The organism is Streptomyces griseoaurantiacus (genome assembly GCF_036189845.1).
In the GTDB taxonomy this organism is placed as follows: Bacteria; Actinomycetota; Actinomycetes; order Streptomycetales; family Streptomycetaceae; genus Streptomyces; species Streptomyces griseoaurantiacus.
In genome coordinates this window covers 6,178,733-6,197,923 of record NZ_CP108326.1, presented here as the reverse complement: position 1 = coordinate 6,197,923, position 19,191 = coordinate 6,178,733, and the positions used below count along the sequence as shown (strand labels likewise).

General features: G+C 73.8%; 18 protein-coding genes and 1 tRNA gene. 4 read left to right on the top strand and 15 right to left on the bottom strand.

What is annotated here, in order from left to right; all coding sequences use genetic code 11:
* Nucleotides 1–113: 113 nt before the first annotated feature.
* From OHB09_RS27425 to OHB09_RS27365, 13 genes are all read right to left on the bottom strand, one after another.
* Nucleotides 114–623: a GNAT family N-acetyltransferase gene (locus OHB09_RS27425; RefSeq protein ID WP_234526819.1), complete on the bottom strand. Its 510-nt coding sequence runs from the start codon at nucleotides 621–623 to the stop codon at nucleotides 114–116.
* Between the two features lie 134 nt (nucleotides 624–757).
* Nucleotides 758–842 (bottom strand) — tRNA-Leu (locus OHB09_RS27420).
* 123 nt (nucleotides 843–965) lie between these two features.
* Nucleotides 966–1,964, bottom strand: a complete 999-nt coding sequence (locus OHB09_RS27415) for a sugar phosphate isomerase/epimerase family protein (RefSeq protein ID WP_006138334.1) — start codon at nucleotides 1,962–1,964, stop codon at nucleotides 966–968.
* Between the two features lie 17 nt (nucleotides 1,965–1,981).
* A complete protein-coding gene (locus OHB09_RS27410; RefSeq protein WP_328922691.1) occupies nucleotides 1,982–3,223 on the bottom strand; it encodes a Gfo/Idh/MocA family protein in 1,242 nt (413 codons plus the stop codon).
* 74 nt (nucleotides 3,224–3,297) lie between these two features.
* A complete protein-coding gene (locus OHB09_RS27405; protein ID WP_191892170.1) occupies nucleotides 3,298–4,350 on the bottom strand; it encodes a substrate-binding domain-containing protein in 1,053 nt (350 codons plus the stop codon).
* 17 nt (nucleotides 4,351–4,367) lie between these two features.
* Nucleotides 4,368–5,387 (bottom strand): ABC transporter permease, encoded by a 1,020-nt coding sequence (locus tag OHB09_RS27400; RefSeq protein WP_006138337.1) that lies wholly within the window; start codon nucleotides 5,385–5,387, stop codon nucleotides 4,368–4,370.
* Nucleotides 5,384–7,102 carry a sugar ABC transporter ATP-binding protein gene (locus tag OHB09_RS27395; RefSeq protein ID WP_319350727.1) on the bottom strand — a complete coding sequence of 573 codons (1,719 nt, stop codon included), beginning with the start codon at nucleotides 7,100–7,102 and terminating at the stop codon, nucleotides 5,384–5,386. Before OHB09_RS27395 ends, OHB09_RS27400 begins: the two co-directional genes overlap by 4 nt.
* Before the next feature lie 195 nt (nucleotides 7,103–7,297).
* A complete protein-coding gene (locus OHB09_RS27390; protein WP_093593131.1) occupies nucleotides 7,298–8,479 on the bottom strand; it encodes an ROK family transcriptional regulator in 1,182 nt (393 codons plus the stop codon).
* Nucleotides 8,480–8,711: 232 nt separating this feature from the next.
* Nucleotides 8,712–9,362 carry a GntR family transcriptional regulator gene (locus tag OHB09_RS27385; protein WP_319350728.1) on the bottom strand — a complete coding sequence of 217 codons (651 nt, stop codon included), beginning with the start codon at nucleotides 9,360–9,362 and terminating at the stop codon, nucleotides 8,712–8,714.
* A 163-nt stretch (nucleotides 9,363–9,525) separates the two neighbouring features.
* The gene (locus tag OHB09_RS27380) at nucleotides 9,526–10,515 is read right to left on the bottom strand and encodes a beta-ketoacyl-ACP synthase III (RefSeq protein WP_167793924.1); all 990 of its coding nucleotides are present in this window, start codon (nucleotides 10,513–10,515) and stop codon (nucleotides 9,526–9,528) included.
* Between the two features lie 183 nt (nucleotides 10,516–10,698).
* Entirely contained in the window at nucleotides 10,699–10,830 is a 132-nt protein-coding gene (locus tag OHB09_RS27375; protein ID WP_006138342.1) for an MFS transporter small subunit, read from the bottom strand.
* Nucleotides 10,802–12,172: an OFA family MFS transporter gene (locus tag OHB09_RS27370; RefSeq protein ID WP_234528709.1), complete on the bottom strand. Its 1,371-nt coding sequence runs from the start codon at nucleotides 12,170–12,172 to the stop codon at nucleotides 10,802–10,804. Before OHB09_RS27370 ends, OHB09_RS27375 begins: the two co-directional genes overlap by 29 nt.
* A 271-nt stretch (nucleotides 12,173–12,443) precedes the next feature.
* The gene (locus OHB09_RS27365) at nucleotides 12,444–13,349 is read right to left on the bottom strand and encodes an oxidoreductase (RefSeq protein ID WP_006142901.1); all 906 of its coding nucleotides are present in this window, start codon (nucleotides 13,347–13,349) and stop codon (nucleotides 12,444–12,446) included.
* A 186-nt stretch (nucleotides 13,350–13,535) separates the two neighbouring features.
* Here OHB09_RS27365 and OHB09_RS27360 point away from each other — a divergent pair, with 186 nt between their 5' ends.
* Together OHB09_RS27360 and fdhD are read left to right on the top strand one after the other, a co-directional pair.
* Nucleotides 13,536–14,444: a helix-turn-helix domain-containing protein gene (locus OHB09_RS27360; RefSeq protein WP_191851851.1), complete on the top strand. Its 909-nt coding sequence runs from the start codon at nucleotides 13,536–13,538 to the stop codon at nucleotides 14,442–14,444.
* Between the two features lie 81 nt (nucleotides 14,445–14,525).
* Entirely contained in the window at nucleotides 14,526–15,416 is an 891-nt protein-coding gene (fdhD, locus tag OHB09_RS27355) for a formate dehydrogenase accessory sulfurtransferase FdhD (protein WP_006142903.1), read from the top strand.
* A 93-nt stretch (nucleotides 15,417–15,509) separates the two neighbouring features.
* On the opposite strand, the gene OHB09_RS27350 is transcribed toward fdhD, so the two are convergent.
* Together OHB09_RS27350 and OHB09_RS27345 are read right to left on the bottom strand one after the other, a co-directional pair.
* The gene (locus OHB09_RS27350; RefSeq protein WP_191891993.1) at nucleotides 15,510–16,568 is read right to left on the bottom strand and encodes a bile acid:sodium symporter family protein; all 1,059 of its coding nucleotides are present in this window, start codon (nucleotides 16,566–16,568) and stop codon (nucleotides 15,510–15,512) included.
* 206 nt (nucleotides 16,569–16,774) lie between these two features.
* A complete protein-coding gene (locus OHB09_RS27345) occupies nucleotides 16,775–17,161 on the bottom strand; it encodes a MerR family transcriptional regulator (RefSeq protein WP_328922690.1) in 387 nt (128 codons plus the stop codon).
* 69 nt (nucleotides 17,162–17,230) lie between these two features.
* Here OHB09_RS27345 and OHB09_RS27340 point away from each other — a divergent pair, with 69 nt between their 5' ends.
* Together OHB09_RS27340 and OHB09_RS27335 are read left to right on the top strand one after the other, a co-directional pair.
* Nucleotides 17,231–18,052: an SDR family NAD(P)-dependent oxidoreductase gene (locus OHB09_RS27340; protein ID WP_328922689.1), complete on the top strand. Its 822-nt coding sequence runs from the start codon at nucleotides 17,231–17,233 to the stop codon at nucleotides 18,050–18,052.
* Between the two features lie 77 nt (nucleotides 18,053–18,129).
* A complete protein-coding gene (locus tag OHB09_RS27335; protein ID WP_328728098.1) occupies nucleotides 18,130–18,999 on the top strand; it encodes a LysR substrate-binding domain-containing protein in 870 nt (289 codons plus the stop codon).
* The last annotated feature ends 192 nt before the right edge of the window (nucleotides 19,000–19,191 follow it).

Here is a 19,191-nt window from a genome sequence, read left to right as displayed (position 1 = left end):
GATCCGGGGCCCGTCGTCGATGCTGGACGGCTCGAGCTCGGGGCCGGCGGCGCCCAGGGGGCCAGGCCCTTTCCGGGCCGGGGTGAGGTTCGGCCGGATCGACGGCAGGTCGGCTAGGGCACCCTGGCGGCCAAGGGGAGGTCGCGCTGATACCAAGTGCCTGACTTGCCGCCGAGGTCGGCCGGGGTGGCAGGGCCGACCGGGACGAACCCGGCCTTGGTGAGGACTCTCCGGGATGCGACGTTGTCGTGTGAGGTGGCCGCCCGCAGTGTGCGCAGGCCGTGCGTCGCCGGCGCCGTCCGGCACAGCTCCCTGACGGTCGTGGTCGCCAGGCCGCGGCCGGCCGCCTGCTCCGCGACGCGGTAGCCGAGTCTGGCGGTGCCGTTCTCCAGGTCGTACAGGTTGAACCTGCCGAGTACCGAGCCGTCCTCGGCGATGAGCGCGTAGAAGGCGCAGCCGCCGGCCTCCTGCTCGGCCAGCAAGGCGTTGTACCGGTCGGTGAACCGGTTGAAGAAGTCGTCGCCGCGGTCGGAGATCGAGCCGGCGAAGTAGGCGCGGTTGGCCAGCTCGAAGGCGAGAACCGCCGGGGCGTGGCCGGCATGCAGCCGCTTCAGCTCGGGCATCGCCCGACTCTACCCGGACCGCGCGCTGAGGCCACCTGGGTTTCCGCGGGGCAGGAAGCCCCAAGGCTTCGGCGTGACGCGAAGAGGGCCACGACCCTCAGGTCGTGGCCCTCTTCGCGTATCGATCCAGCAAGTGTCCGAGGGGGGACTTGAACCCCCACGCCCGATAAAGGGCACTAGCACCTCAAGCTAGCGCGTCTGCCATTCCGCCACCCGGACGGGGTGATCGTCGCCCGGCCGGGGTGGGGCCCCGCGGCGACACGGACAACAATAGCAAGCTTTGGCGGTGCCTTTCACCTGCGTATCCGTCGGCCGGCGAGGCCCCGGCGGGAGGTGGTCGCGTCAGTGGCCGAACGCGGCGTCGAAGGCGGCGGAGGGTGGCTCGAAGTCGTAGGTGCGCAGTCGGGCGAGTGCCTCGGGGGCGCCCTGGAGGCGGTCCATGCCGGCGTCCTCCCATTCCACCGAGACCGGGCCCCGGTAGTCGATGGAGCGCAGCATGCGGAAGACGTCCTCCCAGGGCACGTCGCCGTGTCCGGCGGAGACGAAGTCCCAGCCGCGGCGCGGGTCGCCCCAGGGCAGGTGGGAGCCGAGGCGGCCGTTGCGGCCGTCGAGGCGGGTGCGGGCCTCCTTGCAGTCGACGTGGTAGATCCGGTCGCGGAAGTCCCACAGGAAGCCGACGGGGTCGAGGTCCTGCCACACGAAGTGGGAGGGGTCGAAGTTGAGGCCGAAGGCGGGGCGGTGGTCCACGGCCTCCAGGGCCCGCCGCGTGGTCCAGTAGTCGTAGGCGATCTCGCCGGGGTGGACCTCGTGGGCGAAGCGCACGCCTTCCGTGTCGTAGACGTCGAGGACGGGGTTCCAGCGGTCCGCGAAGTCCTGGTAGCCGCGTTCGATCATGGCCTCGGGTACGGGTGGGAACATGGCGACCAGGTGCCAGATGGACGAGCCGGTGAAGCCGATGACGGTGTCGACGCCGAAGCGGGCGGCGGCCCGCGCGGTGTCCGCGATCTCGGCGGCGGCCCGCCGCCTGACGCCCTCCGGCTCGCCGTCGCCCCAGATGCGGGCGGGCAGGATGGCGCGGTGGCGTTCGTCGATGAGCGCGTCGCAGACGGCCTGGCCGACGAGGTGGTTCGAGATCGCCCGGCACTTCAGGCCGTACTTGTCGAGGAGCTGGTGGCGGGATTCCACGTAGGAGGGGTCGGCGAGGGCCTTGTCGACCTCGAAGTGGTCGCCCCAGCAGGCGAGCTCCAGGCCGTCGTAGCCGAAGTCGCGGGCGTGGCGGCAGACCTCCTCCAGGGGCAGGTCGGCCCATTGGCCGGTGAAGAGCGTGAAGTCGCGCGGCATGTCTCTGCTCAGCCTCCTCAGGGGGCGGTCGGGACGCTTCGGGTGTCCGTCGGGGTGTAGACGGCGTTCTTCGCGGCGCTCTCCTCGACGGCCGCGAGGACCCGCTGGACCCGCAGTCCGTCGGCGAAGGACGGCTCGGGGCGGCGGCCCTCGGCGATCGCGTGGACGAGGTCGCGGATCTGGTGGACGAAGGTGTGCTCGTAGCCGAGTCCGTGGCCCGGGGGCCACCAGGCGTCGAGGTAGGGGTGCTCGGGTTCGGTGACGAGGATGCGGCGGAATCCGGCGCGCTCCCCCGGCTCCGTGCCGTCGTGGTACGCGAGTTCGTTGAGCCGTTCCAGGTCGAAGGCGAGGGAGCCGTGCTCGCCGTTGAGTTCGATGCGCAGGGAGTTCTTGCGGCCGGTGGCGTAGCGGGTGGCCTCGAAGGAGGCGAGGGCGCCGGAGGCGAAGCGGCCGGTGAACAGGGCGGCGTCGTCGACGGTGACCTCCCCGGTGGTGTCCTCGGCCGCCCGCGCCGACAGTCCCCGGGCGGCTTCGGAGCCCGCCGGCAGCGGGCGGCGGCGTACGAACGTCTCGGTGAGCGCGGAGACCCCGGCGAGCGGCTCCCCCGCCAGGTACTGGGCGAGGTCGACGACGTGGGCGCCGAGGTCGCCGAGCGCGCCGGAACCGGCCCGTTCCCGGCGCAGCCGCCAGGTCAGCGGGGCTCCGGGGTCCGCCAGCCAGTCCTGGAGGTACGTCGCCCGTACGTGCCGCAGCCTGCCGAGGCGCCCCTCGGCGATCATGCGGCGGGCCAGTGCGGTGGCAGGGACCCGCCGGTAGTTGAAGCCGACCATCGCGAACCGGCCCCGGGCCTCCGCCTCCTCGGCGGCGCGGGCCATCGCCTCGGCCTCCGCGACCGTGTTGGCCAGCGGTTTCTCGCACAGGACGTGTTTGCCGGCGGCGAGTGCGGCCAGGGCGATGTCGGCGTGGCTGTCGCCGGGGGTGCAGATGTCGACGAGGTCGATGTCCTCCCGCGCGACGAGGGCCCGCCAGTCGGTCTCGGTGCTCGCCCAGCCGTGCCGTTCGGCGGCCCGGCGGACCGCGTCGGCGTTCCGTCCGCAGAGCGCGGCCGGGACGGGGCGCAGCGGGAGGTCGAAGACCCGGTGGGCGGTGCGCCAGGCCTGGGAGTGGGCGGCGCCCATGAAGGCGTGGCCCACCATGCCGACGCGCAGGGGCGGTCGCCGCCTCTCCCCCGGCCCGTCCTCGGTTCCCGGCTCTGCCATGCGGAGGTCCTCCTCGTGGTCGTGGCGCGGCGGGCGCGGTGTCCGCGGCCGGGGTCCTCGGGCTCCGGTGCGGCTCACTTGAAGCCCGTGGACATGTACTGGTCGACGTTCTCCTTGTCGACGACGGCGGAGTAGCAGGTCAGGGAGGAGGGGATCTCGAACTCGGCGAGGCCGGAGACCCCCTTGCCCTGGCCGAGCGCGCGGGCCAGGTCGATCGCGGAGGCGGCCATGGTGGGCGGGTAGAGCACGGTCGCCTTGAGGACGCCGCGGCCGGCCTTGATGGCCTGGAAGGCGGAGAGTGCGCCGGCCCCGCCGACCATGAGGAAGTCCTCGCGTCCGGCCTGGTCGACGGCGCGGAGCGCGCCCACGCCCTGGTCGTCGTCGTGGTTCCACAGGGCGTCGAAGTCCTGCTGCGCCTGGAGGAGCTGGGCCATCTTGGCCTGGCCGGACTCGACGGTGAACTCGGCGGCCTGGCGGGCGACCTTCTTGATGTTCGGGTAGTTCTTCAGGGCGTCGTCGAAGCCCTGGGTGCGCTGCTTGGTCAGCTCCAGGTTGTCGAGTCCGGCGAGTTCGACGACCTTGGCGTTCGGCTTGTCCTTGAGTCGTTCGCCGATGTAGTGGCCGGCGTTGAGGCCCATGCCGTAGTTGTCGCCGCCCACCCAGCAGCGGTAGGCCTGCGGGGTGTTGAAGACGCGATCGAGGTTGACGACGGGGATGCCGGCGCGCATGGCCTTGAGGCCGACCCGGGTGAGGGCCTTGCCGTCGGCGGGCAGCACGACGAGGACGTCGACCTGTCTGTTGATGAGGGTCTCGATCTGGCCGATCTGCTGGGCGGTGTCGTTGGAGCCCTCGGTGACCTCCAGGGTGACGTCCGGATACTTCTCCGCGCGCTGCCGGGCGTTGTCGTTGACGGCGTTGAGCCAGCCGTGGTCGGCCTGGGGACCGGCGTAGCCGATGGTGATCCGTTTGCCGGGCTTGTCGTCGGCGGCGGGACGGTCGTTCGCGGCCGTCCTGTCTCCGTCGCCCTCACCGGTGTCGTTGCTGGTGCAGCCGGTGAGGAGGGCACCGGCGGACGCGGCGGCGGCGCCGAGGAGCAGTCTTCTGCGGGAGGCGGTGAGCTGGTGCATGGCGGTGAACCCTTTCCTCAGGCCGTGCTCGCGGTACGGCGCTGGACCAGCACGGCGGCGACGATGATCGCCCCCTTGGCGATCTGCTGGACGTCGGTCTGCAGGTTGTTGAGGGCGAAGAGGTTGGTGATCGTGGTGAAGATCAGGACGCCGAGCACGGAGCCGGTGACGGTGCCCCGGCCGCCGCTGAGCAGGGTGCCGCCGATGATCACGGCGGCGATGGCGTCCAGTTCGTAGAGGTTGCCGTTGGTGTTCTGGCCCGAGCCGGCCAGGACGATCAGGAGGAAGGCGGCGATGCCGCAGCACAGTCCGGACAGCAGGTAGAGGTAGAGCCGCTGGCGGCGGACGTCGATGCCGGCCAGCCGGGCGGCCTCCGGGTTGCCACCGACGGCGATCGTGCGGCGGCCGAACGTGGTCCGGTGGAACAGCAGCCAGCCGGCCACCGCGACCGCCGCGAACACCAGGACGAGCGGCGGCACGCCGAGCACGTAGGTCTCGCGTTCGCCGAGGTCGAGGACCCCGCGCACGGTGACGACCTGGGTGCGGCCGTCGGTGATCTGAAGGGCCAGGCCGCGCGCGGAGGCCAGCATGGCGAGGGTGGCGATGAAGGGGACGACGCCGCCGTACGCGATGAGGACGCCGTTGACCAGCCCGCAGCCCAGGCCGACCAGGGTCGCGGCGAGGAGGATGCCGGCCAGGCCGTGGCTCTGGGTGGCGACCGTGGTGGCCCACACCGAGGACAGGGCGACGATGGCGCCGACGGACAGGTCGATGCCGCCCGAGGTGATCACGAACGTCATGCCGACGGTGACGACGCCGATCACGGAGGCCTGGGTGAGGACGAGTTGGAGGTTGCGGGTGTCGAGGAACTCGTGCGGCCGGGTGAGGCCGCCGATGAGGACCAGGACGGCGAGGACGCCGAGCAGGGTGAGGGTGCGGACGTCGGCGCGGACCGGCAGGCTCCGCCGGGCGGGCCGCCCTGCCGGTGCCGCCGTCCTCCCGGTGCCGTCCCGGGGCGGGGACACGTGCTGCGTCATGAGACCGGGTTCCCTTCTCCGTACGCGTCTTTGTACGAGTCCTTGTGCGGGCGGGTGTCGCTCCCGGGCGCGTTCCGGTGCGCCCGCTCCCGCGGTCCCGTGTCGGTCTCGTCCCGGTGGGCGTTCATGACGAGGTCGAGGACGCGGTGTTCGTCCAGTGCCCGGGCGGGTGCCTCGTGCACGACGCGGCCCTCGCGGAGGACCAGGACACGGTCGGCGAGGCCGAGCACCTCGGGGATCTCGCTGGAGACCAGCAGGACGGCGAGGCCCTCGTCGGCCAGCCGCCGGACGACCGCGTACAGCTCGGCGCGGGCCCCGACGTCGACGCCGCGCGTGGGTTCGTCGAGGAGCAGGACGCGGCAGCCGCGCAGCAGCCAGCGGGCGAGGACCGCCTTCTGCTGGTTGCCGCCGGACAGGGTGGCCGCGGCCACGGCGGGGTCCTCGGGGCGCAGCGACAGTTCGCGGGTGGCCCCGCGGGCGGCCTCCCGTTCGGCGCGCCGGTCGATCCAGCCGCCGCGTGCGAAGCGGGGCAGGGCGGCCAGGGAGACGTTGCGGCTGACGGACTCCGTCATCAGCAGGGCCTGTGCCTTGCGTTCCTCGGGGGCGAGGCCGAGCCCGGCGCGGACGGCGGCGCGGACGCTGCCGGGCCGCAGCGGGCGGCCGTCGACGAGGACCCGGCCGGTGCGGGGCCGGCGGGCGCCGTAGACGGTCTCCAGGATCTCGGAGCGGCCGGAGCCGACGAGTCCGGCGAGGCCGACGATCTCCCCCGCGCGGACGTCGAGGTCGAGCGGGGCGAACTCGCCGGGGCGGGACAGACCGCGCACGCTCAGCACGGGAGCGGACGTGGGAGGGGACGGGGTTGCGGCGGTCGCCACCGGGCCCCGGTGCGGCAGCGCCGCGTCCGGCACCACCGGGTCCGGCACCGCCGCGTCCTGCGCCGGGGCCTGCGCCCTCCGGGCCGGGAAGACGTGGCCGACGTCGCGGCCGGTCATCATCGCCACCACCTGGCGGGTGGGCGTGGAGCGGGCGTGCAGTCCGCGGGCCACGGCCCGGCCGTCCTTGAGAACGGTGACCCGGTCGCCGATGCGGCGGATCTCCTCCAGCCGGTGCGAGATGTACACGACGGCGACCTCGGCTGCGGTGAGACCGGCGACGATGCGGAACAGGTTGTCGACCTCGTCGGGGTCGAGGGCCGCGGAGGGTTCGTCCATGACGATGAGCCGCACGTCGTGGGAGAGGGCCCGTGCCATGGACACGATCTGCCGCTGCGCCGCCGAGAGCGTGCCCACCGGGCGCCCGGGGTGGATCTCCGGGTGCCCGAGCCGTTCGAGCAGCGCGGCCGTGGCGGACGTCGCCGCCCCGCGCCGCAGGACGAAACCGGCGCGGGTCGGTTCATGGCCCAGGTGGACGTTGGCCGCGACCGAGAGGTGTTCCACCAGGTCGAGTTCCTGGTGGATGGTGGCGATGCCGAGGCGCACGGCGGCCAGCGGCGAGCGCGGGGCGACCCGCTCGCCGCGCCAGCGCAGGGTGCCGCTGTCGGGCTGGTGGACGCCTGCCAGGACCTTGATCAGGGTGGACTTGCCCGCGCCGTTCTGGCCGAGCAGGCAGTGCACCTCGCCGGCCCGGACGTCGAGGTCGACGCCGTCCAGGGCGCGGACGCCGGGGAAGGACTTGGTGATGCCGGACATGCTGAGCAGGGGTGGTTCCGGTGCCATGTGAGGTCCCCTCGGCGGGCGTACGGACGGCCGGATGCAGGGCGGGACGCGGGAGCGGAAGCAGAAGCAGCAGGGTGTGCGGGTACGGCAGGGTGCGGGTGCGGAGCCGGTCGTGACGGGCTCCGCAGACTCGAAACGGGCCGGCGGGCTCGACGGACGCGACGGGGCGCTCGACGGACTCGACGGGGCGGGCGGCTACGCGGGCGAGAACAGGTGGTCGCTGATGAGCCGGGCCCCGCCGATGACGCCGGCGGTGGGGCCCAGTTCGCCCAGCACGATGGGGAGGTTGCCGGTCGCCAGCGGGAGCGACTGGCGGTAGACCTGGGTGCGCAGGGCGGCGAGCAGGGTGTGGCCGAGGCCGGTGACGCCGCCGCCGATGACGACCAGACCCGGGTTGAAGAAGCTGACCAGGCCGGCGATGACCTGGCCGGTGCGGGTGCCGCCCTCCCTGATGAGGTCGAGCGAGGTGGCGTCGCCCGCGGCGGCCGCGGCGGCGACGTCGACGGCGCTGAGCGTGCCGTTCGCCTCCAGGCGGGCCGCGAGTTCGGCCGACAGGCCCTGCCGGGCGGCCTCCTCGGCGTCGCGGGCCAGGGCCGCGCCGCTGAAGTGGGCTTCCAGGCAGCCCCGGTTGCCGCAGGCGCACGGCCTGCCCTCGGGCACCGCCTGGATGTGCCCGATGTCGCCCGCGCTGCCCGTCGTCCCGCGGTGGACGCGCCCGCCGACGACGATGCCGCAGCCGATGCCGGTGCCGATCTTGACGCAGAGGAAGTCGGCGACGCTGCGGGCGACACCGGCGTGCTGCTCCCCCAGCGCCATGAGGTTCACGTCGTTGTCGACGAGGACCGGGCAGCCGAGTTCCTGGCTGAGCGCCTCCCGTACCGGGAAGCCGTCCCAGCCGGGCATGATCGGGGGCGCCACGGGGACGCCCTCGGGGAAGCGGACCGGTCCGGGTACGCCGATGCCGGCGCCGTCGAACCCTTCCGCCCACCCGGCGGCCCTGAGCTTCGCCGCCAGGGACAGGACCCGCTCGAAGACCGCGACGGGGCCCTCGCGCACGTCCATCGGCTCGTTGAGGTGGCCGAGGATCTCCAGTTCGGCGTTGGTGACGGCGACGTCGACGGAGGTCGCGCCGATGTCGACGCCCAGGAAGCGGAGTCGGGGGTTGAGGCGGACGTTGTGGGAGCGGCGGCCGCCGCGGGAGGCGGCGAGTCCGTCGGCCACGACGAGGCCCGTCTCCAGCAGCCGGTCGATCTCCACGGCCAGCTTGGACCGTGACAGCTCGACCCGGTCGCCGAGCCGGGCCCGGGAGTCGGGGCCGCCGTCGCGCAACAGCCGGAGCAGGCGGGCCTGATGGGCGTTGCCAGGACGTGCCGTCATGCGCCTCACGAGCCCCTCCCCGTCTCGATGCGGCCTGTGCGCGGCGGTGTTCGGCCGCGTTGGTGGCTTGCTCGGTAGAGGAACGTAGCAGCGGCCGCCGGAGCTGGGAAGAAGTCGTGCGGGAATTGCCACGTCTTTCTCCTCGGACAGGACAAAGTGCGGTCCAGGGGGCGCCCGGCGGGGCGCGGGGTGGTGCCGCGGACGGGGTCGGCACGGGGGCGGGCGGCGGGTCTCAGCGGTGTGCGTGCCCGGTGTGCGCGCGCATCAGGGCGGTGGCGCGGGCCTGGTCGCCGGCCGCGATCGCGGCGGTCACCTCGCGGTGCTCGGCCCAGGAGCGGGGGCCGCGCTGCCGGGCGGCAGGGGCGTGGTACCAGCGCACCCGGCGGTCGATACGCGCGGCCAGTTCGGCGAGGACCGCGTTCCCGGCGAGTTCCATGACCTTGGCGTGGAAGCGGGCGGCGAGCGCCACGGCGCCGTCCGCCTCGCCCGCCGCCACGGCCCGTTCGCCCGCCGCGCACAGTTCCTCGAGGGCGCGGACGCCCTCCGGGCCGGCGGCCGCGGCGGCGAGCCGGGCGGCCTCGCCCTCCAACAGGGTGCGTACGGTGCCGAGTTGCTCGGCCTCCGCCGGTGTCGGCACGTGCACGAACGCGCCCTGGGCGGGCCGGAGGTCCACCCAGCCGTCGGTGCTCAGGCGTTGCAGTGCCTCGCGCACCGGCTGCCGCGACACCCCGAGCCGGCGGGCGAGGTCGCTCTCGACGAGGTGCCGGCCGGGCGGCAGGGCGCGGCTGGTGATGAGGTCGAGCAGCGCCTCGTGGACCCGGTCGCGCAGCGGCCCGGGCCGCCACGGCCCCGGCACCGCGCTCGTCGGCGATTCCGTGGACACCCTCGCCCCCTTCCGGCACACCTGTGCGCTCCCACGGTGGCGGAGGAGGGAACGGGTCGGTCGATGCCGCCCTTCCCTCGCTCCGCTGCCCCCTTTCCCGCCGGCCGCCCTTTTATTCGTCTGTCCGTTCGAATTGCTGTCGCCCCGCCCGTCCGTCTGCGGCTCAGGGGCAGCGGACGACCTGCCCCGCGTAGGACAGGTTGCCGCCGAAGCCGAAGAGGAGGACCGGGTCGCCACTGGTCAGCTCGCCGCGTTCGACGAGCTTGGACAGGGCGAGCGGGATGCTGGCGGCCGAGGTGTTGCCGGACTCGACGACGTCCCGGGCGATGACGGCGTTGACCGCGCCGATCTTCTCGGCGAGCGGTTCGATGATGCGGAGGTTGGCCTGGTGCAGGACCACTCCGGCCAGGTCCGCGGGGGTGATGCCGGAGCGCTCGCACACCTGGCGGGCGACGGCCGGGAGGCGGGTGGTCGCCCAGCGGTAGACGCTCTGGCCCTCCTGGGCGAAGCGGGGCGGGGTGCCCTCGATCCGCACGGCGTTGCCCATCTCGGGCACCGAGCCCCACAGCACGGGCCCGATGCCGGGCAGCCCGGCCGTCCCGGACCCCGCACCCCCGGCAGCGCCTGCGCCTTCGTCGATGGCCGCCTCGACGACGGCCGCGCCCGCCCCGTCGCCCACCAGGACGCAGGTCGTGCGGTCCGTCCAGTCCGTCACCTCGGACATCTTGTCGGCGCCGATGACCAGCGCGCGGGTGGCGGCACCGGCGCGCACCGCGTGGTCGGCGGTGGCCAGGGCGTGCGGGAATCCGGCGCAGACCACGTTGACGTCCATCGCGGCCGGTGAGGGGATGCCGAGGCGGGCGGCGACCCGGGCGGCGGTGTTCGGGGACCGGTCGATCGCGGTGGAGGTGGCGACGACGACGAGGTCGACGGTCTCGGGGCCGTGCCCGGCCGCGGCGAGCGCCTTGGCGGCGGCGTGCGCGGCGAGTTCGTCGACCGGCTCGTCGGGGCCGGCCAGGTGGCGGGTGCGGATGCCGACCCGGCTGCGGATCCACTCGTCGCTGGTGTCGACCATGCCCGCCAGGTCCTCGTTGGTGAGGATCCTGGCGGGCTGGTAGTGGCCGACGGCGGTGAGGCGCGAGCCGAGCGTCATGGTGGTCCCCCTGGTGCGTGGGTGGCGGATCCACCAGTCTGATCAGTGACTCACGGGTACGACGGCAGGTGAAGCGACAGGAAAGCGGGGAGCGGATTGTCGGCTTCCCTCAGTGGCCCGGTGGCCGAACGGCCGCGTGGCCCGGGGGCCGAGTGGTCCGGGACCCCGCCGTGGGGCGGCCGGTCAGCCGGTGAACAGTTGGGTCGCTTTGCGCACCAGTTCGTACAGCCCGTAGGCGAGCGGAGCGCACACCCACAGCCAGGAGAAGGCGATCAGTGGGCGGCGGTCAGGTGGCGGGCTGCTCTCGCCGGTCATCGGCGGCCTCCTTGCCGGGTGCGGCGACGTGGTGACGGGGGTGGACGGGGCGGACGAGTTCGTTGGCGACGAAGCCGAGGACGAGCAGTCCGATCATGATGAGGAACGACAGGGTGTAGAGCTCGGCGCCGTGCTTGCCGGCGTCCTCCTGGTGGTCGGCGATCCAGTTCACGATGAGCGGGCCGAGCACGCCGGCCAGGGACCAGGCGGTGAGCAGCCGGCCGTGGATGGCGCCGACCTGGTAGGTGCCGAAGAGGTCCTTCAGATAGGCGGGGACGGTCGAGAAGCCGCCGCCGTAGAAGGAGAGGACGACCAGCGCGCACAGGACGAACAGCGGCTTGGAGTCGTCGCCGAAGGAGGCGATCAGCGCGTACATCACGGCGCCGACGCCGAGGTAGACGCGGTAGATGTTCTTGCGGCCGATCAGGTCCGAGGTGGTGGACCAGCCGATGCGGCCGGCCATGTTGGCCGCGGACAGCAGGGCGACGAAGCCGGCGGCCGCGGAGACGGAGACGGGCGTCGAGGAGTCCGCGAAGAAATCCGTGATCATCGGCGCGGCCTTCTCCAGGATGCCGATGCCCGCGGTCACGTTGGTGCAGAGCACCACCCACAACAGCCAGAACTGCGGGGTGCGGACCGCGCTGCGGGCGGAGACCCGCGGTGCCGCCTCCGGGACGGCGGGCGCGTCGGTCCCGGCCCCCGGGTCCTCGGCGGCCGCGACGGCGGACGCGGGAGCGTGGCCGCGCGGGACGCGGACGAGGAGGACGCCGAGGGTCATGAAGACGGCGTACGACAGGCCGTGCACCAGGAAGGCGAGGGCGATGCCGGAGCTGTCGGAGCCGAAGGAGTCCAGCATCTGCGCCGACCAGGGCGAGGCGATCAGCGCGCCGCCGCCGAAGCCCATGATGGCGATGCCGGTGGCCATGCCGGGGCGGTCGGGGAACCACTTGATGAGCGTGGAGACCGGGGAGATGTACCCGATGCCGAGGCCGATGCCGCCGACGAAGCCGTAGCCGAAGACGATCAGCCAGTACTGCTCGGTGGCGGCGCCGAGGGCGGAGAGCAGGAAGCCGGAGGAGAAGCAGACCAGGGCGACGGTCATGGCCCAGCGGGGGCCGTTGCGCTCGACGAGTGTGCCGCCGAAGGCGGCGGACAGGCCGAGCATCACGATGCCGAGCTGGAAGGGCAGGGCGCTTTGCGTGCCGGAGAGGCCGAGGGCCGCTTCGAGGGGCGGCTTGAAGACGCTCCAGGCGTAGGCCTGGCCGATGGAGAGGTGGATGGCGAGGGCGGCCGGGGGGACCAGCCAGCGGCTCCAGCCAGGGGGTGCGACAGGGGGGCTCATGGATCAGGAACGGTAGGCACGCGGGCGGTAGTTGAGAAGGCAACGGCTTGCCCGTATGCGGTGAGCGGTGGGGTGCGCGCGACGAACGGTCCGCGTCGAGCGGCGAGCGGTCGCGGCCACCCGGGCCACACCCCGTGGTACCCGTCGGGGGCCGCGCCTCGTAGGACCCGGGGCCACGCCCCCCGTAGGACCAGTCGGGGGCCGCGCCGGGACCCGTCGGGCCGCCGTCCCGACGGGTCCCGGCGCGGCCACGACGACGTCGCGGTGAGCCTCAGAGGCAGGTGACGCCCGTCAACCGCTCCGCCGTCTCCCACAGGCGCCGGGCGATCCCGGGGTCGCCCGCCTCCCGGCCGAGGCGGGCCTCGACCACCCGCCCCCGGGTCTCCCCCAGCCCGCCAGGACCGAAGAACTGTCCGCCCCGCACCTCCGGGTCCGTGGCCGCCCTCAGTTGCGGCAGCACCCCCTGCTCCACCGGCTGCGTGGCCAGCAGCCCCGCCCGGGCGACGAACGCCCCGAGCCGCCCCCGGTGCTCCCACGCGCGCGGCGTCAGGTTCGTCCGGGTCAGACCGGGGTGGGCGAGGACGCTGAGCACGGGCGATCCGGCTGCCCGCAGGCGCCGGTCGAGTTCGACGCCGTACGCCGTGGTGGCGAGCTTGGACCGGCTGTACGCCTCGGGGGCCTTGTAGTTCCGTTCGCACATCAGGTCGTCGAAGTCGAGGTGCGCGTTCTTGTGGGTGATCGAGCTGAGGCTCACCACGCGCGCCGCGGGCGCCGCGGCCAGGTTGCCGAGCAGCAGCCCGGTGAGCGCGAAATGCCCCAGCATGTTGGTGCCCAGGTGCAGTTCGAAACCGTCGGCGGTCGTGTGGCGGGGGCCGAGGAGGACGAGTCCGGCGTTGTTGATCAGCAGGTCGATCACCGGGTGGTCGGCGCTCAGCTTCTCGGCGAACGCGCGCACCGAGGCGAGCGAGGCCAGGTCGAGGTGGCGCACCTCCGTGTCGCCGCCGATCCGGCGGGCGGCCTCCCGGCCCGCCTCCGTGTCGCGGACGGCGAGCACGACGCGAGCACCGCGCCGGGCCAGCTCGGTGGCGGTGAGCAGGCCGAGGCCGGAGTTGGCCCCGGTCACGACGGCGACCCTGCCGTGCTGGTCGGGGATGCGGTCGGCGGTCCATGCGGTCATGTGCTGCTCCTGGGGGCGCGGGTCGCTGAGCGGTCGGGGCGAGCGCGCCGGGCGGTCGACGCGAGGTCGCCCGGCGGTCGCCGGACCGACGACGCTAGGAGCGATCGGGGCCGGCTCGATGGTCCCCGTTTCCCTAGGTTTTCCGGACCTACCCTGCGTGCCCGGCGGGGCCGCACACTGGACGCCATGAGCAGCCCGCACCCCTACGCCCGTGAACTCGGCGACTTCCTGCGCGCCCGGCGCGGCCGGCTGCGTCCGCGCGACGTCGGCCTGGAGCCGGGCGGCCGGCGCAAGGTCAGCGGGCTGCGGCGGGAGGAGCTGGCCCTGCTGGCGGGGCTGAGCACCGACTACTACCAGCGGATGGAGCAGGGCCGCGAGGTGCGCCCCTCCGACACGGTCCTGGAGTCGCTGGCCGGCGCGCTGAACCTCGACGAGGAGGAGCGGCGGCACCTGTTCACCCTGGCCCATGCCGCCCGCCGCCCGGTCCCCGCCCGGCCGGAGCGGGCCCCCGAGCGGGTGCCCGACAGCACGCGCCGGCTGCTGCGGGTGATGGACACCCCGGCGGTGGTCCTCGGCCGGCACCTCGACCTGCTCGACCGGAACGTGATGGCCGAGGCACTGCTCGGCGACCCGTCCGGCCTGCCGGCCGAGCGGCTCAACATGCTCCTGCTGCTGTTCGACGAGGAACTCAACGACGGACGCCGCTGCCACGACTGGGAGCGCCAGGCCCTGGACTACATCGGGATGCTGCGCGCGGCCGTCGCGACCGATCCCACGCATCCCCGCGCCACCGCGATCGTCGGCGAACTCAGCATCCGCAGCGCGGAGTTCCGCCGGCTGTGGGCCCGGCACGACGTCCGCGCCTCGGTCAGCGGGACCAAGACGTTCCGGGTGCCGGAGGTCGGTGACCTCGTCCTGGACTGGGACACGTACCCGCTGCCCGGGAACCCGGGTCCCGTGATGCTGGTGTTCACCGCCGAGCCGGGCGCCCAGGCGGACCGGCTGCGGCTGCTGGCCTCGCTGCGCGCGAGCCGCCCGGCCCACGAGGGCCGACGGGGCGGGCCGGACGATCACGTGCGGGGCGGGGAGGGATGATTGATCCGCCGCCCCGTGGCAACCTCTGTGACAAGGGCCGGCGCGGCCACCCACACGGACGGAACCGGGGCTGATCGGGACATGGGACGAGTCACGGAACGACGCAAGGTCATCCGCATCCGGGACGGGGCGGTCTCGGCCCGTCCCGACACGCTCGTCGCCGAGGAGCCGCTGGAGATCCGCCTCAACGGCAAACCCCTCGCCATCACCATGCGCACCCCGGGCGACGACTTCGCGCTGGCCGCGGGCTTCCTGGTGAGCGAGGGGGTGCTGGGCGCGGCCGACGAGCTGAGGAACATCGTCTACTGTGCGGGCGCCACGGTGGACGGTTCGAACACCTACAACGTGGTGGACGTGCAGACCGCGCCCGGTGTCGTGATCCCCGACATCACCCTGGAACGCAACGTGTACACGACGTCCTCGTGCGGACTGTGCGGCAAGGCGAGCCTGGACGCGGTCCGCACGACGGCCCGCTGGGCCATCGACGACACAGGCACCTCCGCCGGCTCTGCCGCGTCCGCCGCGTCCGCCGCCGGGCCGATGCGGCTGGAGCCGGAGCTGCTGGCCGCGCTGCCGGACCGGCTGCGCGCGGCCCAGCGGGTCTTCGACCGCACCGGCGGGCTGCACGCGGCGGCGCTGTTCTCGGAGGACGGCGAACTGCTGGACGTGCGGGAGGACGTGGGCCGGCACAACGCGGTCGACAAGCTGGTGGGCCGCGCCCTGCAGAACGACGCGCTGCCGCTGTCCCGCACGATCCTGATGGTCTCGGGCCGCGCCTCCTTCGAGCTCGCGCAGAAGGCGGTCATGGCCGGCATCCCGGTCCTCGCGGCGGTCTCGGCGCCGTCCTCCCTGGCGGTCGACCTGGCGGCGGAGACCGGGCTGACCCTGGTGGGCTTCCTGCGGGGCAGCTCCATGAACATCTACGCCGGGGACCACCGGATCGCCCTGCGGACGGCCGCGTCCCTGGGCTGAGGGACGGCGCAGGGGGAACGCGGCGGCTCCCGAGGGGCGGAGCCCCCGGGACACGCGCCGCACCTCACGGCGCGCGTGCCCGCGCCCCCGGGCTCAGCCCGTTCGGGCCGGGTCGTGCCCGCGCCCGGCGGGGTGGGCTCCCTCCCCGCCCGACGCCCCGGCGTCACCGTCGCCATCGCCGTCGCCGTCGCCGTCGGCACCGGCACCGGCATCGGCGTCCCGCGCCCGCCGTTTGGCGATCACCGCGCACACCATCAACTGCATCTGGTGGAACAGCATCAGCGGCAGCACCGCCAGGGAGGCCTGCGCCCCGAACAGGACGCTCGCCATCGGCAGCCCGGAGGCCAGGGACTTCTTGGAGCCCGCGAACTGGATGGCGATCCGGTCCTCCCGCCCGAAGCCCAGCGCCCGCGCCCCGTACCAGGTGGACGCCAGCATCACCGCGAGCAGCACCGCCTCCACCCCGAGCAGCCCGGCCAGCCGCGCCGGGCTCACCTGGTGCCAGATCCCGCGCACCATGCCCTCGCTGAACGCGGTGTAGACGACCAGGAGGATCGAGCCGCGGTCGACGAGCCCCAGCACCTTCTTGTGCCGGGTCACGAAGCCGCCGATCCAGCGCCGCAGCACCTGCCCGGCCACGAACGGCACGAGGAGCTGGAGCACGATCTTGATCAGGGAGTCCGCGGAGAACCCGCCCCCGCTGCCGCCGAGCAGCGCCGCCGCGAGGAGCGGGGTGACGACGATGCCGACGAGCGAGGAGAAGGAGCCCGCGCAGATCGCGGCGGGCACGTTGCCGCGGGCCATCGAGGTGAAGGCGATGGAGGACTGGATCGTCGAGGGAACGAGGGTGAGGAAGAGCAGCCCGGTGTAGAGGGAGTGCGTCAGGAGCACCGGCACCAGGCCGCGGGCGGCCAGGCCGAGCAGCGGGAAGACGACGAAGGTACAGATCAGGACGGTGAGATGGAGACGCCAGTGGCGCAGTCCGTCCATCGCCTCGCGGGTGGAGAGCCGGGCCCCGTAGAGGAAGAAGAGGAAGGCGATCGCGGCCGTGGAGGCGCCGGAGACCGTGTCGGCGGCGAGGCCCCGCGCGGGGACGAGGGCCGCGAGCCCCACCGTCGCCAGCAGCAGGACGATGTAGGGGTCGACGGGCATCCGTCGCGGCCATCGCAGGCGTTTCACTGTGCTCCACCACGTCAGGTGCGTCGCGCACTCCGGTCGCTCGGCGGCCTTCCCACCGGCGTCTTCCATCGTGCGCCTTCCCCTGTCATCGGGAAAGCGGCACACCACTCTCACTGCGATCGCGGTGCGTGATGAGGAGGCGGGCCGAAGGGGCGAGGACGGGTGCGGCGCGACGGCCTCTACGGAGTCGGCGAGGGCGAGGGGGGCGTGAGGCCGGTGGGGGCGGCGGCGCCCGAGAGGTAGCGTTCGAGGATCTCGCGCCGCCCGGCCAGTTGCCGCTCCTGCTGCGCCAGTTGGTCGCGCACCTGACGGACGCGGGCGAGGAGGGCGCCGCAGTCCCCCTGGGGCCGCTCCTGTCCGGCACAGGGAAGGATCTCCCGGACGACTCCGGAGGACAGGCCCGCGCTGAAGAGGTCCTGGATGAAGGCGACCTGCCGGACCGCCTCTTCCCCGTACTCCCGGTAGCCGTTGGGGAGCCGTTCCGAGGGCAGCAGCCCCTGCTCCTCGTAGTACCGCAGGGAGCGGGTACTGACCCCGGTGGCCCTGGCCAGTTCTCCGATCCGCATATCGCTCCCCGTCCCGCCCTCGTTCGGCACTTGACCTTGACGTCAATGTGAAACTTTAGCGTGGCGGCCATGACGGTCAACGACGAATCGAAGAAGCGGCGTCCCCTCCCCCACCGCGAAACGGCACTGGTCACCGGCGCCGGCTCGGGCATCGGAGCCGCGATCGCACAGCGGCTGGCCGCGCGGGGCACGGACCTGGTCCTGGTGGGCCGGGACTCCGCGCGGCTCGAGAGCGCGGCGCGGCGACTGCGGGACGAGCACGGGACCGAGGTACTGACCCTGCCGCTGGACCTGTCCGCCCGGGACGCGCCCACCCTCCTCGCCAAGCGCCTGCGGGACACGGGCGTGGAGATCGACCTGCTGGTCAACAACGCCGGTGTGGCGCTGGTGGGCCCGGTGGCCGGGGCCGATCCGGGGGCGACGCGCGCCCTGGTGGACCTGAACGCCGGCGCCGTGGCGGAGCTGACCGCGCACTTCCTGCCGGACATGGTGGCCCGCGGCCGGGGCGCGATCGTCAACATCGCCAGCACCGCGGCCTACGCGCCCGCGCCCCACAACGCCGCCTACGGGGCCTCGAAGGCGTTCGTGCTCTCCTTCACCCGGGCGCTCTGGGAGGAGACCCGGGGCTCGGGGGTGCGGGTGGTGGCGGTCAGTCCCGGCGCGGTCGAGACGCCCATGAACCGCCGGACCGTTCCGGGGAAGCGGCAGCCCGAACAGACCGCGGACACCGTCATGGCCGCCCTGCGCGGCCGCGCACCCGCCGTCGTCGACGGCCGCACGTTCGCCGCGCAGGCCTTCGTCTTCTCCCGTCTCCTCCCCTCCCGGACGGCCGGACGGATCGCCGGGAAGTTCTTCGGCCGGGGCAAAGGAGGAGGGGTGGCCGGCGAGTGAGGGAGGACCCGTCCCCCCGTCTCCCCGAGGAGACGGGGGACGGGCCTCCCCCGCCGGTACCGCCTAGGCTGGTCGCCGTGTACGAGCCCTCCCAGCTGCGCACCTTCCTCGCGGTGGCGCAGACGCTGAGCTTCACGCGGGCCGCCGGGCGGCTCGGGCTGCGGCAGTCGACGGTCAGCCAGCACGTGCGCCGGCTTGAGGAGGCGACGGGCCGGGCGCTTTTCACCCGCGACACCCACTCCGTGGAGCTGACGGAGGACGGTGAGGCGATGCTCGGCTTCGCCCGCCGGATCCTGGAGGTGCACGAGCAGGCGGCGGCCCACTTCGGCGGCGCGCGGCCACGGGGGCGACTGCGCTTCGGGGCCTCGGAGGACTTCGTCCTGACCCGTCTGCCGGAGATCCTGGAGGGCTTCCGGCACGAGAACCCCGAGGTCGATCTGGAACTGACGGTGGAGCTGTCGGGCACGCTGCACGAACGGCTCGCGGCCGGGCAGCTCGACCTCGTGCTCGCCAAGCGGCGCGAGGGGGACCCGCGCGGGCAGCTCCTCCGCCACGACGAGCTGGTGTGGATCGGCGCGGAACGGCTGCGGCTGGACCCGGCACGACCGGTGCCGCTGATCGTGTACCCGCCGCCGGGCATCACCCGGGAGCTGGCCCTGCGGGCGTTGGAGCGTGCCGGGCGGTCCTGGCGGATCACCTGCACGAGCGGGAGTCTCAACGGGCTGGTGGCGGCGGCGCGGGCGGGTCTCGGGGTGATGGCGCACTCGCGGGGGCTGGTGCCGCCGGGACTGGTGCGGATCCCGGAGCGGGCGGGGCTGCCCCCGCTCGGCGAGGTCGAGTTCGTCCTGGTGCACGCTCAGCGGCCGGGGTCGGCCCGGCCCGCCGCGGAGGCGCTGGCCTCGGCGCTGCTGGCGGGCGGTGCGCGGCTGCGCCGGCCGGGGCAGTGACGGATGCGGCGCGCGGGGCGCTGAACTAGGTGGCGGCTGTGCCGCCGACCGGGTCGGTGGTGCACGGAGGACATCACCGGCCCGGCCCTTCACCGCGCCGTCACCCTGCCGGACCGCCTACGCCCGCCCGCTCGCCGCCGCCTCTGCCCGGCCCGCCCACACCGCGCCGTCTCCCCGGCCCCACGCAAGCCC